Below are 17,768 nucleotides of genomic sequence, written 5' to 3'. Positions count from 1 at the left end.
CGCGTTGATAGTCTTGTACGGGCGGCGTTCTTGCCGCCCATACCGGTCCGTTAATGTGCCGGACGCACCAGAATCTTAACCTGCTGCTTCTCGCGCACCAGCGTCTCAAAGCCCTCTTCGACGATATCCGCCAGTTCGATTCTTTTGGTTACCAGCTTATCGGCCTGGAAATAGCCCTGGGTCATCAGCTCCATTACCGCCGGGAAAATATGACGATAGGCGATAATGCCTTTTACCGAGCGCTCTTTCAGCACCAGGGTGTTCGGGTTAAACGCCGCTTCACCTTCCCAGATCGACACGACAATCGTCTCGCCTTCAAAACTGGTGCTGTTAATACACTGTTTCAGCACCGCCGGCACACCGGTGACTTCAAACGCCACATCCACGCCGCCATCGGTCAGCTGACGTATGCGCTCTACCGCATCTTCTTTGGTCGGATCGATCACCAGCCGTGCGCCCAGCTCCTGCGCTTTCGCCGCACGCTGAGGTGACAGCTCAACCACATAAATTTCTGACGCCCCGGCAGCACGCAGCGCTTCGATCAGTAATAAGCCAATCGGCCCCGCGCCATACACCGCCGCTTTGCCACCGACTTTAAGCGTACTCATCCGCACGGCATGCAGTGCCACTGCGGCAGGCTCCACCAGCGCCCCCTGTTCAAACGAGAGGCCGTCTGGCATCCGGTGAACCATCTGTTCGTTAACCACAGTGAATGAGGAAAAACCACCACCGCCGCCGGACAAACCATGGAAACCTAAGCCTTCACAGAGATTGTATTTTTGCGCGCGACAGGCTTCACATTCGCCACAGGAAAGAATCGGTTCAACCACCACCCGGTCGCCAGCCTTAAATTTGCTGACGCCAGCACCGACTTCCACCACTTCACCGGAAAACTCATGGCCCATCACTATCGGCGCAATATCACCGCTGACCGGATGTGGCTTTTCCACCGGCACAAAGATCGGGCCGGCAAGGTATTCATGCAAATCGCTGCCGCAAATCCCGGTCCATGCGACCTTAATTTTGACTTTTCCTGCTGAAACCTGAGGTTCATCAATCTCATCAACCCGAATATCGCGCGCGCGATGCCAACGTGCAGCTTTCATTTGATTCTCCATTTCAATACAAATAAAACTTTCCCCTGCCGCGCTCTACGGTTGCGGAAAGCTTGTTCAGGTTTTAGATAGCGAAATTCATGCCAGGTTTAGAAAAGGAAAAAACGTGGTTAAAATGATTAAAATGTTGATTTATGTCATTTAATTGTGCGGATTTGCCGCATTTTTCACCGTATCGACAGGTTACAGTGTTACGGCTGTAACAGTGACAGCTGTTACAGGGTGTGGCGCTGATGAGGTTGGCGTTACTCGCAGTTCGCAACAGAACTGATTCAACGTGGTTTCACCAAGGATGTGGATCTATGTCTTGCTGAAGATATAAGTGAGAGCGCTGCGTGCTTAGTAGGAGATGGTTATCGCTGCTATTAATTTTGGCGCATCAGGAATGATAAACTTTTTTCTACTCAGGATTTAATCGCTGCGTCGATGTATTGAATTTCCCAGCCCACCGATGCCACAGACAGTTGCCACTTTTAGTGCCTATTCCGGCGTTTGATCTGCCGCTGGCAGCATTAAAATCATCACAATTCCGGATAACACCTTATTTTCTGCCTCAGGCATCGTGATAAAAGGGCCCTGATACGTGGCAAAATCATTTTTACGCAGCGGAAATCTGGATGCGGTGCTGGCGCTTGGGGAAAATGGCCAGCCGGTTTACGCTTCTGCACTCCCGCTGCGCGAGACATTACGTCTGCGAAATCAAGCAAAAATCGCCGATTGTCTGGCAATTCCTCAGCCTGATGAACGGGGTGAGCGTATCGACTGGTACGCACCGTTCAGCGGCAAAGTAAAATCGTGGATCGCCGCCAGCGACAGCGAGCGCACTGCCGCCATTCACCTGCTGGCAAGCTATCAGTCGGAAGTCGACGCCATCAGCCAGCGGGCGCAAAGCGAGCAGAAACCCGCCATGCGGCTGTTCGGTATCCTGCTGAGTAAAGTTTTCCAGTTTCCCGACCAGAACTATCTTTATCTGGTAGATGGCAAACCGGTTATCACCTTCTGGGGCTTTGTCGACCTCGATAAAAAGCCACGCGTCGATGCCCTTGATTGTCTGCGCGCCACGCTTAAAGTCACCCCGCCGCCGCTGCTACCGATTGAGATTGCTCCGCAACCCATGGTTGCGCTGAAGGCCGCTGAGCCTGAGCCACAAGTTATGATGCCAGAGCCACAAAAGAAATTACGTCTGTGGCGTCGTGCCGGCTGGTTGCTGCTCCCCCTGGCGATTGCCAGCGCGCTGGTCGGATATCAGTACGCCCCTTCGCAGGCCAGCAGTGAACCGGTGGTCGACACGGCGAAACCACCTGTTACGCCGCCAGTGACAGTCACTGAAACGCCGAAAACGCCGGTAGCGGTAAGTGACGAGAAACCCGCTGCGCCAGTGCCGTCTGTCGACAGGCCAGAAGCGCCAAAAATTGCCGAGTCGCTCAGTGAAAAACCCGTCAAGGCGGTCGCTGATATCCCCGCGGCAGATGATCTGGTGATGCCTGCTGATGCGGTAAAACTCGGCTCGACCCAATTTCTCAATGGTCGCTGGCGCGTCACGCTGGAGACCAACAATTTACCCACCGGAAAGCCACCGAGCCTGAGATATCAGATTAAAAATGGCGCGGGCAGCGCACGCATCACTCAGGGGGACGGTATCCGCTGCAAAGCCGATATTGCTGCCGGCCTGATGAGCTCGGGCAATCTGGTGATTAACAGCCGCTATACCGCCCGTTGCAGCGATGGCAGCCGCTATAAAATGCCGGAAATTGTCTGTAAAGCGACCGGCGGTGCCGCTGGCTGCGAAGCGCGCTATGGCACCGAGACGGTGTTCCCGATGACGATGAAACGTGAGACTCAGTGACCATGCTGGCCCCCCTTACCGATTTTAACCAGAAAGTATCGCTGATTCAGGATAGCGGTATTCAGTTCCTCGACTTCGCCATCAGCGCACAACCGGATGCGGACATGCCGGGCAAATTTGTGCGTAAAACCGCCAATGGCCCGCTGCTGTTGCTGGAGCATGAAAGCAGAAGCGGCAAATATCAGCTACGTATGGCACCGGGCATCGCGCCGGAGGTGGTAAAACCGGAATTCAGCTTTACGCTGGAGCAGTCCCTGGCGTTACTGGAAGATATCTGGCTGCCGCTGCCGGTGCTGCGTTGTACGCCACCGCGCAATTTTCTCGGCGGCCCGGAAAACTGGGCGCGCGTGCGCATCAGCAGGCTGGAGACGCCGGACCAACAAGGCCATACTCATCGCGCCTGTCTGGCTTTTGATACCCAAAGCTGCGCGGATGGCGACGATAATGAAACCCTGGCGCTGTGCGCCAGCGATGCACAGAATGGCGTCAGTTTCGCGCTGGCGTGGCACAACGATGAGCTGGGCGAGTTCCTCGATCTCACCTGGATCGACGGCTGGTTACGTGAAGTGTTTACTCAACAAGCGGGGCTGCGTGAGCAGCGTCATGCGGTTAATGTGAAAATCGGTCTGAAAGCGTTCGAGTATCAGGCGCACTACCTTAACCTGCTGAATCTGCTCGGCGGCCAGCTGCAACTGAATGAAATTAAAATACACACCGCCACGCTCCAGGAACCGGTGGTCAATGTGGATTTGATTCTGGATGTCGGCAACTCACATACCTGCGGCATTCTGGTGGAAGATCATGCCGATGAGAGTAACGGCCTGAAACAGACCTATGAGTTGCAGCTGCGCGATCTGGCTGAGCCTCAGCATGTGTATAACGAGATGTTTGCCAGCCGCGTTGAATTCGCTCAGGCCAATTTTGGTAAAGCGAACTTCTCGCTGGAAAGTGGCCGTGAAAACGCCTTTGTCTGGCCGTCGCTGACACGCGTCGGTCGCGAAGCCAGCCGGATGGCCGTGCAACGTCTTGGTACTGAGGGCGCGACCGGCATTTCCAGCCCGCGCCGTTATCTGTGGGATGAAGAGAGCTGGCTGCCGGGCTGGCGTTTCAATCAGAGCAACGAAGCAGCAGCCACCGCCGCCCCGCTGATGAATCTGCTGAATGATGAAGGCCAGCCGCTGTATGCGCTGCCGTCTGAAGAGCGCCTGCCGGTATTTTCCGCGCAATACAGCCGCAGCTCGTTAATGACATTTATGTTGTGCGAACTGCTGGCACAGGCGCTGATGCAGATTAACAGCGCGGCTCAGCGGATGAAAATGCCGCACAGCACTGCCCCGCGTCAGCTGCGAAATATTATCCTGACGCTCCCTTCCGCCATGCCAAAACCGGAGCGGGAAATTTTTCGTCGCCGGATGAACGAAGCGATTGCGCTGGTGTGGAAAGCGATGGGCTGGCATCCGGTCGATGCGCCGTTTGCCAGCCACAGCGATAAAGCCAGCAGTCAAAAGCCGGTGCCGGAGGTGCAGATGGAGTGGGATGAAGCGACCTGCGGTCAGATGGTGTACCTGTTTAATGAAACTCAGGTCAATTTTGCCGGACGCGCAGAGGATTTCTTTGCCAGCATGGCGCGACCGGATCGCCCGCTGGCTGCCGACGAGCAGCCGGGTAAAACCTTGCGCATTGCTTCGATCGATATTGGCGGCGGCACCACCGATCTGGCGATCACGCACTACGCGCTGGACGACGGTACGGGCAACAATGTGAAAATCAATCCGCGCCTGCTGTTCCGCGAAGGTTTTAAAGTGGCGGGCGATGATATTTTACTCGATATGATTCAGCTGTATGTGCTGCCCGCGTTGCAGCAAGCGCTGAAGAGCGCCGGGCTGCTGAATCCTGAAGTGCTGATGGCGAAACTGTTTGGCCATGATGGCCGCACCGATGCGCACTCGACGCTGCGTCAGCAGGTCACTTTACAGATTTTTATGCCGTTAGCGCGCACCATCCTGGAAAATTACGAGCGCTTTGATCCGCTCGACAGCAGTGCGGAAATTGATGCCACCTTTGCGGAAATGCTGACCGAGCCGCCGACCCACAAGGTTCTGGAGTATATCAATGGCGAGCTGCAACGCGCTCTGAATGGCGATCAGGTATTCGATATTTTACAGGTTCCGCTAATCCTGAAACTGAATAAACTGCACGGCGAATTCTTATCCAACCGGATGTCGATTGTGCAGACGCTACGCTCAATGGCGGAAGTGGTGTCGCTGTACAGCTGCGACGTGCTGCTGCTGACCGGTCGTCCGTCGCGCTTCCCCGGCGTGCAGGCGCTGTTCCGCCATCTGCAACCGTTGCCAGGCAGCCGTATTTTATCGCTGGAGGGCTATCACACCAGCGACTGGTATCCATTTAATAAACTCGGCCGGATTGATAACCCGAAATCCACCGCCGCGGTCGGCGCCATGTTGTGCCTGCTGGCGCTCGACCTCAGACTCTCCAGCTTCTGGTTCCGTGCCGGTGATTTTCAGCCCTACTCAACCATTCGCTATCTCGGCATGCTAGAGGCCGATAATCTGCTGAGCAGCAGCAATGTTTATTACCGGGATATCGACCTTGATCAGCCGGAGTTTACCCTCGACAGTAAAGCCAGCTTCCGCATTCGCGGTGGATTGTGCCTCGGTTTCCGCCAGCTGGATAACCACCGCTGGCCCGCTTCGCCGCTCTACAGTCTGACCATCACCGATCACAGCCTGGCGCGCAAAGTGGCCGGTGACAGCGAGCTGCGTATCAAACTGCGGGTGGTTGCCGGTGAAGACCCGTACAGCCCGGAGCGCTTTGAGATTGCCGATGCGCGTCTGGCTGACGGCAGCCGGGTACCGCTGGCGCATTTACGCCTCAGTCTGAATACCTTATCTGCCAGCGGCAACAGCGCAGCACAATACTGGATAGACAGTGGGAGCGTGTTTAAGAAATGAAATCTATCACCCCGGAACAACAGTCTGACCGGTTGCAGGCGATTGGTGACGGTATCGGCCAGGCGCTGACCTGGCTGGATAACAGCCGCAACAGCGCCACGCGTCTGGATATGGAAGCCGCCAGTCTGACAACGAAATTACGTCGCTGCCGTCATCAGGCGCGCCAGCTGCATGCCACTGCAGCGACCCGCAACACCCTCGCGTTTTACGGTCAGTCGCAGGCAGGCAAGGCCTCGCTGATTTCGTCACTGGCAGGCGATGCGCAACAGCGTCTGGAAAGCGTAATGGCGGGGAAAACCCTCGACTATTACAGTCATATCAATCCGGGCAATCAGGATTGCGGTATTGTCACTCGCTTCAGTCATCAGCCCGTCAGTGAAAATCCGCACTGGCCCTGTGAACTGACGTTGTTTAGTGAAGCCGATATCACCTGCATGGTGCTGAGCTGCGGTTTAGCGCAGTCCGCCGCAGTGTTTGATGAAGTGCAGATGATGCAGCAACTGACCCACCTGCAACGCCATCGTCAGCCGCAAGCGGTCGCGGGTATCACCAGTGACCAGATGGTGTCGATTTACGATTTTATGCTGCGTCACGATGCGCCACGCCAGAAGCAGCTGGCCGGTGATTTCTGGCCAGCCGCAATCGCGTTAGCGCCATGGCTGACCATCGACGATCGCGCCCGGCTGTTTGCGCTGCTGTGGGACGGTAACGCCGCCCTCACCGACCTGTGGCGTCAGCTGGCGCACACGCTGCAACACCTTTCCGGCTGCCAAAAAGTGCTGGCACCGCTGAGCCTGCTGATCGACGAGGCGCAGTTACCGGCAGCGTTGCTGCTGAATCCGGCCAGCGCGGCCCGTTTAAATAGGGCCGACGACAGCTATGTCCAGGTCGCGCCTTACCAACACGGACGCGCCGCAAACGCGCGGGATATTTCGCTGGCGGAGCTGGTACTGCTTACTGTGGAGTTACGCGTACCGCTAAGTTCGCTGCCGGGTGAAGCGTTGTCGGCTCAGACGGATGTGCTGGATATCCCGGCGGGTGGTGAACCGCGGGATGAATCGCTGCGTCAGGATGCACAGCATGCGCGGCTAAAAAATCCGCTGGTGGCCGATCTGATGCAGGCGAAACGCGGCTATCTGCTGGAATATTACAGCGAGCGCCAGGTAATCAATCTGCTGATGGTATGCGGTGCCGCCGGTAACCGCAATGAGGTCAAAGCAGCCAGCAAAGCGCTGGATTACTGGGTGCGCACCACACAGGGGGAAAATTCCGCGGTGCGCAGTGCCGGTAAACCGGGCCTGATCTGGGCGATTACGCCTTATGATCAACGCCATTTCCAGTACAATCACGATGAAGCGGTACAACGACGCATCGGCAATGCGGGCGATATGTGGGGCTCGATGCTGGTGCTCGATCGTGGCGGTATGCAGCGCATGACAAACTGGCTGGCAACGGCGCTGCGTCGTGATGTGAAAACTGCTCGAATCAACCAACAGATCGCCGAATTGCAACGCGAAGTGGCGGATAACCTGCTGGGAAGCTGGAATCAAAACGACAGCGACACTCAGCTGCCGCTGAAAAAACAGCAGATCGCTGAAACACTGCTAAAAGCGCTGCAAACCCGCACCGGCCTGCATGGCGAGCTGCTGGAGCGACTGCAACCCGCCCGCGACCAGCTGCGTCGTCTGTGGCTGCATCAGCCATCTGCCGCAGCAGAATTCTCTACCGCCAGCGCGCTAAGCCATTTTGGTATCGGTATTACCCTTGACCTGTTCAGTGAACTGCCGGATGCCGCACCGGAAAAGTCTGTCGCCGAGACGGATGATGACAGCCAGTTTGCGCAAAACGTCCAGCGCTTTTGGGTAAATCATCTGCGTAATCTGCCGGAAAACGCCTCGCTGCTGGAGCTGCTGGATATCGATAAAGCCACGCTGCAATTGCTTGTTGAAGAGCTGATCATTGCCAGCTTCCGCCTGAAGGTCGGCGAATCACTGCGCAAAATATTAACTGAAAGCGAAACCACGGCGGGCAACCGTGAAGCCAAAGCCGATCGCCAGGTTTCACGTGCATTAACGGTGTTGGGGGATTTCGTCGCCTGGCTCGGGTTTCTGCAACAGAGTGAAACGCAACGCCCGGAAAGCCGCATTAATCGCGGCCAGAAGATCTTTGCTCAGCCCGCAACGCCGACGGTAAGCTTTGGCGATGCCCGCCGCCTGACGCGTCTGTCGGCTGCCCCGGCCAATACCACGGCGTTTTATATTTATGACTGGCTGGTCGGGCTGAATGCGCTAATTGTGCAGAACAGCGCTGACTGTGCGGGCAGCGAATTACAACCGGCTCAGCGCCAGCAACTGATAGAAATCGTGCAAGTAATCAAAGGCTGAATCATCGCCGGGGCGAAAAACAGGCCCCGGCTTTGACGTCAAAAATAATATTGTAATCCCACAGCCGCGCTGTACCAGGTATTGGCAATGCCAGCAACATCACCTTCTACTCGTTTAGTCAGCTTGTTGTTGTTATTAATGACTTCGGTGCCGCCTTTACCTTCCTGATAGCGATTATAAGTTAATTCAGTATAAACTTTGGTATTTGGCAGGATGTAATAGCCAGCATCGACCATAAGTGAATAATAGCCTGAACGATTGCTTTTATCCCGAAAAGTGAGCTGACGCAAATAGTGCTCATCATTATCTTTGGCTGTTACCCAACCGCTATATTTTACCAGCGCATTAAATTCAATATCGCTGGCGCGATATTGTCCCGCCATCCCAATATAGGGCGCGGAGAATTTTTGCTGATAGCCAATCACCGACTTATTATCCGGGAAGCTTCCCGTATCCTGACCATTATCGTAGCGATAATTGCCACCTGACGCGGTCCAGCTAAAGCGGGTTTCCTGATAACCTACCGCCGGTCCAACACGGTAACCCTCTCCCTTCAGCAGCCAGGCTTTCAGGTTCAAATCAAACTCATTGGCATAATTAAGTGGCGTACTGGAATGCCAGGAGTAGTGCGAGGGATCTGATTGCTGTTTATACAGCCAGTCGCGATCTTCCATATGCCCTTTGCCGGAGGTCAGGGTGCTCCAGCCGCGGGCATTGGCGGTCAGCCACGGCATCGCATCCCAGCTGATGTCACCTTTAATGATTGCAGCATTTTTTATTTTCCAGTCGAGTTGGCTAAGCTTACCGCCACCGTTTGGGACATAGACGGACTCTTGCGCACGGCCACCCAACCATCCCAGCGAGGTCGCGACAGCAACAGAGTCGGCACTGTCATTTAACCGCCAGATATCACTTTCGGCGCAACTGCTTCCTGACAGAAACATTGCCGCCAGCGCGATACACTTCACTTTCATTGTTTTCTTCCTTGTTAAATTTAACGTTAATCCATTGATTAAAACCATCAGATCTCACTCTGATTTTTCGTGGCTTATTTTAATTATCACTAAAATAATATGCAGAGTAATAAAAACCTTTCATTTATCAATCGCTGGAATCACGCAGATAATAGAGTGGAAAAATTAAATAGATGCATAACAGAAACCCGAAAGGCATAATATTACTATGCCTCAGAATAACAGGAGAATTTATAGGTGATTTAATTCCGTGTTAATAGCAGCGCGCCATCAAGTTCTTCGGCCGCCTCTTCCAGCGTGGCAATAATCGCGGCGAATTGCGCCCTGTGCGGATGCCGATGCAGATGTGTTAGCTCGATTTTAACCGGCAAGGCTAACTCACCGGTGAGGACATCCCACAGCGCATCAAGATTGGCACCAAACGCCTCACTCAGCTGGCATTTCTCGGCAAACTGGCGGTAAAACTCGGCGCGATCGGCGATATAACGAAAGTCGAGGCTGATTATCCGCATGATTAATTCACCTTATTAAAGCTGCGATAATGATCTTTAGTCACAAATATCAGCCCGTCGCTGGAATACAGCAGACGATCGGCATTGCGGTGACCACAGCGATAATTCACATCCGCTTCAAACCATTTTCTTCCCTGCTGCTGCGGTAAGCGCCCTTCGCGGTTAGAGAAATGATCGCCGCCAATCGCTTTACCCGGCAGCGTATTGCACAGGTTGCCTTTACTCGCATCCCATCCCTGGCGACGCGCCTGACTTTTGGTGAGGTAGTAATCCGGCAATCGCTGATGCTGTTGCAGATAACCGGCCACCCGGCGTTCAGCTGTTAACTCACTGATATCGCCCTGCGTCACGCGGGTCTGCTGCCCGGAGGACTGTGGCGGTGCCGGAGTCTGCTGCTTGCCCGGCTGTAATCCCGCCACCGCTGCCACTATCGCCACCAGCAGCGCTACCCACAATTTTTTACTCATGTTGATACCTGAACAATATGTATGTCGGCGATTATAACCGTTCAGACTCAGACAATCACAATGCTTTGCGGATTCCAGCCTGGCGTCAGCGGCAGGATTAAAGGCCGTCATTGAGAGAGGTTCGGATATCGGTTTCGGGCAGCAACACTCCCTGACATCCCGTCACGGGTATAGTTGAAACGCTTCTTCATTATTATTGCGTGGTTAAAGCCGGGACAAAAAATTACATCGCGGGCCGGGTGAGCCGGCCCTGGCGCAGGCTTAACGGTGCATGCTCTCGACTGATTGTGCATGGCTGGAGGTTCTGCGCCACGCCCCTGGCGCCTGACCAAACTGGCGTTTAAAGCTGCGGTTAAACGACTGCTGAGAATCAAATCCGAGTGAAATCGCCACGTTCAGAATCGGCTCGTCGCTGTTCGTCAGCCGGTCGGCAGATTTTTTCAGCTTCTCGGCGCGAATATACTCGCCAAGCGGCAAACCGGTGTGCTCTTTAAACATGCGTTGCAGATGCCATTTGGAATAGCCGGCGCGTTCAGAAACGGTGTTGAGATCCAGTCGCCCTTCAATATGGTTATCAATCCAGTCAAGCAGATCGTGAATGAATGCCTCACTTCTCATCTTCTCTCTCCCGTCACGGTGACGAATAGCAATAATATCAGTTACACTTTATGCTGAGTGATCTTTGGGCTAAATGCAAGTTTTATTATTGCATTTAAAACCCTGCTGGCAACAAGGATTTTCCACCTTTTTCATAACATTGCAAAACCGCACATAAAGTGTATCAGTAATTCTTGCAGTTAATCCCCCCGCTCCTTACCATTCTGCAAAATCTGTGGCATCAGGGAGGCAAAACGTCTCCTTTTACTTTTATCAGGAAAAAAATAATGCTAAGCCTGCAAAAACCTTTGCTTGTTTATGGACAGCGCCTGTTGGGGACAGCACTGCTCATCACCTTGCTCGCCGGATGCGATAACAGCGCCGCGCAAAATGGCGCGCCGCCAGCGCCCGCCGTCAGCGCCGCCGAGGTGGTGGTTAAACCGGTCAGCCAGTGGGATTCGTTTAATGGCCGTATCGAAGCGGTGCAAAGCGTTCAGCTGCGCCCGCGCGTTTCTGGCTATATCACTCAGGTGAACTATCGCGAGGGCCAGGAAGTACAAAAAAACCAGCTGCTGTTTACGATTGATGACCGCAGCTACCGTGCGGCGCTGGAACAGGCTCAGGCTGAACTGGCGCGCGCCCGCACGCAGGCACAACTGACACGCAGTGAGTCCGGCCGTACCGAACAGCTGATTGGCAGCCAGGCAGTCTCCAGGGAGATGTGGGAGCAGCGCCGCTCTGCCGCTTCCCAGGCTCAGGCCGAGGTGCTGGCTGCGCAGGCGGCCGTGGATATCGCACAGCTGAACCTCGATTTTACTAAAGTCACCGCACCGATTGCCGGTCGCGCCAGCCGTGCCATGATCACTGAAGGTAACCTGGTCAGCGCCGGAGACAGCGCCAGCGTGCTGACCAGCCTGGTATCACTTGACACCGTGTATGTCTGGTTCGACGTTGATGAAGCCACTTTTCTGCGCTATCAGCAGCTGGCTCGTCAGGGACAAGCGGCGGGTGCCGATAATACGGCATTGCCGGTCGAAATAAGTCTGACAGGCGAACAGGGCTATGCGCATCAGGGTAAGCTCGACTTCCTTGATAACCAGCTGAACGCCAGCACCGGCACCATTCGTATGCGCGCCCTGCTGGATAACCGCCAGCGTCTGTTTACCCCTGGCCTGTTTGCCCGTGTGCGTTTACCCGGCAGTGCCGAATTCAGCGCCACGCTGATTGACGATAAAGCGGTACTGACCGACCAGGATCGCAAGTATGTCTATGTGGTTGATAAAGAAGGTAAAGCACAGCGTCGGGATATTGAGCTGGGCCGTCTGGCCGCCGGGCTGCGCATTGTGCGTCACGGCCTCAGTGCTGGCGACAAAGTGATAGTCGACGGACTGCAAAAAGTGTTTATGCCGGGAATGGCCGTTAATGCCAGTACCGTTGCAATGACCGCCCGCTCCGGCTCCGCTGCCGTTAACTGATGCCAACCAGAGAATCCTGACTGATGGACTTTTCCCGCTTTTTTATCGACCGGCCAATTTTTGCGGCAGTGCTGTCGATCCTGATTTTTATTTCCGGGCTGATTGCGATTCCGCTACTGCCAATCAGTGAATACCCGGATGTGGTACCGCCGAGCGTGCAGGTGCGCGCCGAATATCCCGGAGCCAACCCGAAAGTGATCGCCGAAACCGTGGCCACCCCGCTGGAAGAAGCGATCAACGGCGTCGAAGGCATGATGTATATGAAATCGGTGGCCGGTTCTGACGGCGTGATGGTGACTACCGTTACCTTCCGTCCAGGTACGGATGCCGACCAGGCGCAAGTGCAGGTGCAGAATCGGGTGGCGCAGGCAGAAGCGCGTCTCCCGGAAGATGTGCGCCGCCTCGGCGTGACCACCCAGAAGCAGTCGCCGACCATGACTCTGGTAGTGCATCTCTCTTCGCCGTCCGGTAAATATGACTCGCTGTATCTGCGCAACTACGCCACGCTGAAAGTGAAAGATGAGCTGGCGCGCCTGCCGGGTGTCGGACAGATTCAGATTTTCGGTGCCGGTGAATATGCCATGCGCGTCTGGCTCGATCCCAATAAGGTGGCGGCACGCGGGCTGACCGCGTCTGATGTGATTGCTTCGATGCAGGAGCAGAATGTTCAGGTTTCAGCCGGTCAGTTGGGTGCCGAACCGATGCCCAGCCAGAGCGATTTCCTGCTATCGATCAATGCACAAGGTCGGCTGGAGAACGAAGAGCAGTTTGGCAATATCATTCTGAAAACCACTACAGATGGCTCGATTGTACGGCTGCGCGATGTGGCACGTATTGAGATGGGTTCAGGAAGTTACGCCCTGCGTTCACAGTTAAATAATCAGGATGCAGTGGGTATTGGCGTGTTCCAGGCTCCCGGAGCCAATGCCATCGACCTTTCGAATGCGGTACGCGCCAAAATGGATGAGCTGGCAACCCGTTTCCCGGACGGTATGCAGTGGCAGGCACCTTACGACCCAACGGTGTTTGTTCGCGACTCGATCCGCGCGGTGGTCCATACCCTGCTGGAAGCCGTAGCGCTGGTGGTACTGGTGGTGATCCTGTTCCTGCAAACCTGGCGCGCGTCGATTATCCCGCTGCTGGCGGTGCCGGTATCGGTGATCGGCACCTTTAGCGTGCTGTATCTGCTCGGCTTCTCGCTGAATACCCTCAGTCTGTTTGGGCTGGTATTAGCGATTGGCATCGTGGTCGATGATGCGATTGTGGTGGTGGAAAACGTCGAAAGGAATATTGAGGAGGGACTGACACCGCTGGCCGCCGCCCATCAGGCCATGCGCGAAGTGTCCGGGCCGATTATTGCTATTGCGCTGGTTCTGTGCGCGGTGTTTGTGCCAATGGCGTTTCTTTCCGGCGTGACCGGCCAGTTTTATAAACAGTTTGCGGTAACCATTGCCATTTCCACGGTGATCTCGGCGATTAACTCGCTGACCTTATCGCCCGCGCTGGCCGCGCTATTGCTGAAGCCGCATGATGCAGCAAAAGATATGCCGACGCGACTGATTGACCGGCTGTTTGGCTGGCTGTTTCGCCCGTTTAATCGCTTCTTTCAGCGCAGCTCAGAAGCTTACCAGCACCAGGTCGCGAAAATTCTCACTAAACGCGGCGCGGTGTTTGTCGTTTATCTGCTGCTGCTGGGCGGCGCAGCGCTAATGTTTAAAGCCGTACCCGGTGGTTTTATTCCAACGCAGGATAAATTGTATCTGATTGGCGGGGTGAAAATGCCGGAAGGATCGTCCCTGGCGCGTACCGATGCGGTGGTGCGCCAGATGAGTCAGATGGGGATGGAAACCGAAGGCGTGGCTTACGCGGTGGCGTTTCCTGGTCTGAATGCATTGCAGTTTACCAATACGCCAAATACCGGCACGGTGTTCTTTATACTGAAGCCGATTGAGCAACGTCACCGCAGTGCGGCGCAGATTAATGCGGAAATAAACGCCAAAATCAGCCAGATTCAGCAGGGCTTTGCGTTCTCAATTATGCCGCCGCCGATCCTCGGTTTAGGCCAGGGCTCGGGTTACTCGCTGTATGTCCAGGATCGCGACGGACTGGGTTACGGCACGTTACAGACCTCGATTAACACCCTGTCCGCCGCGGTGATGCAGACGCCTGGGATGCATTTCCCAATCTCGTCATATCAGGCCAATGTGCCGCAGCTGGATGCGCAAATTGATCGTGATAAAGCCAGGGCGCAAGGGGTGCCGCTGAATCAGTTATTCAGCACTTTGCAAACCTATCTTGGCTCGGCTTATGTCAATGATTTCAATCGTTTTGGCCGTACCTGGAAAGTGATGGCGCAGGCCGATGGTCAATTCCGCGACAGCGTGGAAGACATTGCGAATCTGCGCACCCGCAACGACAAAGGCGAAATGGTGCCGATTGGCAGCATGGTGCATATCACCACCACTTACGGCCCCGATCCGGTGATTCGCTACAATGGCTACCCGGCGGCTGACCTGATTGGTGATGCCGATCCGCGTGTGCTTTCATCAGCAGAGGCGATGACGGAAATTGCTGCTTTAGCCCGCCAGGTCCTGCCTGCCGGTATGAACATTGAGTGGACCGATCTCAGTTATCAGCAGTCAACCCAGGGGAATACCGCGCTGATTGTCTTCCCGGTGGCGGTACTGCTGGCATTCCTGGTGCTGGCGGCGCTGTATGAAAGCTGGACGCTGCCGCTGGCGGTGATTTTAATTGTGCCGATGACCTTGCTGTCGGCGCTGGTTGGCGTCTGGCTGACCGGCGGCGATAACAATGTGTTTGTGCAGGTAGGGTTAGTGGTGCTGATGGGGCTGGCCTGTAAGAACGCGATCCTGATTGTGGAATTCGCCCGCGAACTGGAGTTGCAGGGTAAAGGCATTATCGAGTCGGCGCTGGAAGCCTGTCGCTTACGCCTGCGCCCTATCGTGATGACCTCCATCGCCTTTATCGCCGGAACCATTCCGCTGATTCTTGGCCACGGAGCCGGTGCCGAAGTGCGCGGCGTTACCGGGATTACCGTCTTCTCCGGTATGCTGGGCGTGACGCTATTTGGACTGTTTCTCACTCCGGTATTTTATGTAGCCCTGCGCAAGCTGGTGACACGCCAGCGCGGCGTTCTCGTCGCCCGTGGCGAAAGTTAGCACCCCGCATACCATCATAACGGGAGCCGAAAACGGCTCCCGTACGCGATTAATCGCAACTAACCTTCTGATTTCGCGACTTTTTCCGGGTACACATCCGCCACTCTGATGGTATAAATCATATACGCTGCGGGCGGAATATCCGGTGGATATCCGGCATCACCGTAAGCTAATTCCGGCGGAACCAGTAATGTCATGCTGCCATGATTTTCAAGGCGAGCCAGCGCATCACGAAATACCGGAGGATACTCGGACAGTTTCTGCGTCAGCACTGCGCCGCTGGCATCCATATCCTGAATTACCTTACCGTCGACACGCATCTCTTTTACCGCAATCTCAACCACTGCATCCGGCGTGATTTTGCCTTTACCCGCATAATCAATCTGATACCAGTAGCCCATCGCGGCGGCTTTGGTTGCCGGCTGGCGGGCGAATTTAGCCTGAAAATCCCGCCCCTGCTGCTGCTGAGCGGCCATAGCTTTCTCTCTGGCGGCGGTAATCGCTGATTCCACTTCGGCAAGGGTGTCATTCACTTCCGCAGGGGACAGCAAAGACTTATGCTCAAACGCATCATTAATGCCGGCCAGAATCACTGCTTTATCGGCACTGATGCCCCAGCGGGCATGTTCGGCCTGCAGCGCAAGGATCTCGCTGCCGAGTGATACCCCGGCGGCATAATCCTGACGAACTTTTGCCTGTTGAATGCTCTGCTGACTCAGTGGCGAAGGTAACTGCGCCTGCGTTTGCTGCCAGCGTTTCGTCAGCCCGGCATATTGCTGCTTCAGCGCGGTCAGTTCATTTTGTCGTTCGGCCAGCGTATGACGCAACCGGCTAAGTTGCTGACGTTGAACAGATAACTCAGGTGCCGGGGTTAACGCCTGTTTTAAGTGGTTCACTATCCCCGCCAGCGCCACCGGCACATCCGCAAAGTTTACCGCCTCGGTTAACCGATCATTAGCCGCCTGCAACGCCTGTTGCCGCTGCTGTGCCAGATTAAGCTCCAGTTGCAAGCGCTTAACTTCCTGATCATTCGCACCCAGTCGCCACGCCGGGGATTTAGCGGGTGAGCTAACCGGCTCAGGTCGTGCGGCAGGCGGTTTTTTGCTCTGCTGCTGACGGCTGGATTCGGCGGGTGACGCTTGTTTCTGCTGATAATGCTCGGCAAATTGCAGAATCGCCGGAACACCGGCATCCTGATTATCCGCGCTGGCGCTGGCGGGATAGAGCATCGCTCCACCCATCAACAGCAGCAAACCCGCAGCACGTTGCTGCTTACTGACTGCCTTTGCCCACGTCATGGCAGGCTGTCATCCTGTCGGCTCAGAGCGGTTAATAGCGCCTGATCGATTCGGGAACATAAGCTATTAACCCGATAACGATAAAGCGCATCAACCGTGTCCTGATTGAGCGCGCTGATATCATTGCGCACGTTAGCGTAACTGGCAGCGCCGCTCATTACGCGGTTAAACTCGCTGAACAACGCATTATAACTCTCCGCCTGCATCAGCTTTAACGCCTCTAATTGTTTATGGCATAACTCCAGCTGTTGGCGCTGATTATTAGTTGTCGCCAGTTTTTCAGCAGCTTTAACCGCATCGCGGTTCTGGCTGTTTTTATTCGCCTGACAGCCCGCCAGCGCCAGACAAACCAGTAACAGCGCGGGTAATTTCACGCTTTTCTTCATTAACGTCTCCAGGGTGTTTATCAGCCAGCTGACTGACCGTCAGTTATACTCAATATAAAATAATACCTGCGCCTGAAATGGCCCGGTAATAACCGGCGAAGCACGTCCCTTCAAAACTGAAGTAAAATGCAGCACATTATCGCCATCATTTATTCGTTGCCACGCCACCGGCTGGCCATTAATCACCTGCTGACCAAAATGGTCGCGAATCGCAATCCCCAGGCTGCTGTTATTTTCAGCGACCGAGAATAAGCCGTCACTAAAAGCAGTGCCTTTAAATGTCACCCGTACTTTATTCTGGATATCAGCAGAGCAGCGAGCGAGTTCAATATCTAAATCAACAGGTTCAGATTCATGACCATTCTGCAACGCCGCAGCGCTGAGCTGGCCGAAATCCAGCTGTAAATTATCTTTGCCGGGTGAAATCGAACAAGGGGCATCAATCACTACCCCATGAATATTGACATTACCAAAACCGCTGTCCGCTGCCGTCGCACACTTTGCGCACAGCAATAAACTCACCAGCGCGAAATTTGAGATTTTCATTGTCACCCTGCCTTATA

13 protein-coding genes are annotated in these 17,768 nt (G+C 54.8%); 5 read left to right on the top strand and 8 right to left on the bottom strand.

Features of this window, described 5'->3' with window-relative positions:
- Positions 1-50 precede the first annotated feature (50 nt).
- Complete coding sequence (locus NG42_RS13310) at positions 51-1,106, bottom strand: 2,3-butanediol dehydrogenase (RefSeq protein ID WP_052899938.1); 1,056 nt, start codon at positions 1,104-1,106, stop codon at positions 51-53.
- A 592-nt stretch (positions 1,107-1,698) separates the two neighbouring features.
- On the opposite strand from NG42_RS13310, the gene NG42_RS13305 reads away from it, so the two are divergent.
- The 3 genes from NG42_RS13305 to NG42_RS13295 are packed head-to-tail and all read left to right on the top strand — an operon-like array spanning position 1,699 to position 8,317.
- Entirely contained in the window at positions 1,699-2,961 is a 1,263-nt protein-coding gene (locus tag NG42_RS13305; RefSeq protein WP_052899937.1) for an SrfA family protein, read from the top strand.
- 2 nt (positions 2,962-2,963) lie between these two features.
- Positions 2,964-5,933, top strand: a complete 2,970-nt coding sequence (locus NG42_RS13300) for a virulence factor SrfB (protein WP_052899936.1) — start codon at positions 2,964-2,966, stop codon at positions 5,931-5,933.
- Positions 5,930-8,317, top strand: a complete 2,388-nt coding sequence (locus NG42_RS13295) for a virulence factor SrfC family protein (RefSeq protein ID WP_052899935.1) — start codon at positions 5,930-5,932, stop codon at positions 8,315-8,317. Before NG42_RS13300 ends, NG42_RS13295 begins: the two co-directional genes overlap by 4 nt.
- A gap of 38 nt (positions 8,318-8,355) precedes the next feature.
- On the opposite strand, the gene NG42_RS13290 is transcribed toward NG42_RS13295, so the two are convergent.
- From NG42_RS13290 to NG42_RS13275, 4 genes are all read right to left on the bottom strand, one after another.
- Positions 8,356-9,291, bottom strand: coding sequence for an omptin family outer membrane protease (locus tag NG42_RS13290; protein WP_053115651.1), 936 nt, complete (start codon positions 9,289-9,291; stop codon positions 8,356-8,358).
- A 242-nt stretch (positions 9,292-9,533) separates the two neighbouring features.
- Positions 9,534-9,803, bottom strand: coding sequence for a barstar family protein (locus NG42_RS13285; protein ID WP_052899934.1), 270 nt, complete (start codon positions 9,801-9,803; stop codon positions 9,534-9,536).
- A gap of 2 nt (positions 9,804-9,805) precedes the next feature.
- Entirely contained in the window at positions 9,806-10,270 is a 465-nt protein-coding gene (locus NG42_RS13280; protein WP_052899933.1) for a ribonuclease domain-containing protein, read from the bottom strand.
- Positions 10,271-10,531: 261 nt separating this feature from the next.
- A complete protein-coding gene (locus tag NG42_RS13275; protein WP_052899932.1) occupies positions 10,532-10,888 on the bottom strand; it encodes a helix-turn-helix domain-containing protein in 357 nt (118 codons plus the stop codon).
- Positions 10,889-11,154: 266 nt separating this feature from the next.
- Here NG42_RS13275 and NG42_RS13270 point away from each other — a divergent pair, with 266 nt between their 5' ends.
- Positions 11,155-12,342, top strand: a complete 1,188-nt coding sequence (locus tag NG42_RS13270; RefSeq protein ID WP_052899931.1) for an efflux RND transporter periplasmic adaptor subunit — start codon at positions 11,155-11,157, stop codon at positions 12,340-12,342.
- A 23-nt stretch (positions 12,343-12,365) separates the two neighbouring features.
- On the top strand, positions 12,366-15,521 hold the full coding sequence (oqxB, locus tag NG42_RS13265; RefSeq protein ID WP_052899930.1) for a multidrug efflux RND transporter permease subunit OqxB: 3,156 nt from the start codon (positions 12,366-12,368) through the stop codon (positions 15,519-15,521).
- A gap of 59 nt (positions 15,522-15,580) precedes the next feature.
- Here the strand turns inward: oqxB and NG42_RS13260 are convergent, their stop codons facing one another.
- From NG42_RS13260 to NG42_RS13250, 3 genes are read right to left on the bottom strand one after another with little or no spacing between them, the layout of a single operon-like run.
- Entirely contained in the window at positions 15,581-16,819 is a 1,239-nt protein-coding gene (locus NG42_RS13260) for an FKBP-type peptidyl-prolyl cis-trans isomerase N-terminal domain-containing protein (protein WP_053115650.1), read from the bottom strand.
- Positions 16,816-17,205: a hypothetical protein gene (locus tag NG42_RS13255; RefSeq protein WP_052899929.1), complete on the bottom strand. Its 390-nt coding sequence runs from the start codon at positions 17,203-17,205 to the stop codon at positions 16,816-16,818. Before NG42_RS13255 ends, NG42_RS13260 begins: the two co-directional genes overlap by 4 nt.
- Positions 17,206-17,244: 39 nt before the next feature.
- Positions 17,245-17,751 (bottom strand): fimbrial protein, encoded by a 507-nt coding sequence (locus tag NG42_RS13250; protein ID WP_052899928.1) that lies wholly within the window; start codon positions 17,749-17,751, stop codon positions 17,245-17,247.
- Positions 17,752-17,768: the final 17 nt, after the last annotated feature.

This window comes from Winslowiella iniecta (assembly GCF_001267535.1).
GTDB classification, from domain to species: domain Bacteria; phylum Pseudomonadota; class Gammaproteobacteria; order Enterobacterales; family Enterobacteriaceae; genus Erwinia; species Erwinia iniecta.
The sequence above is the reverse complement of the archived record's forward strand: the minus strand, read 5'-3'. Positions and strand labels throughout refer to the sequence as shown.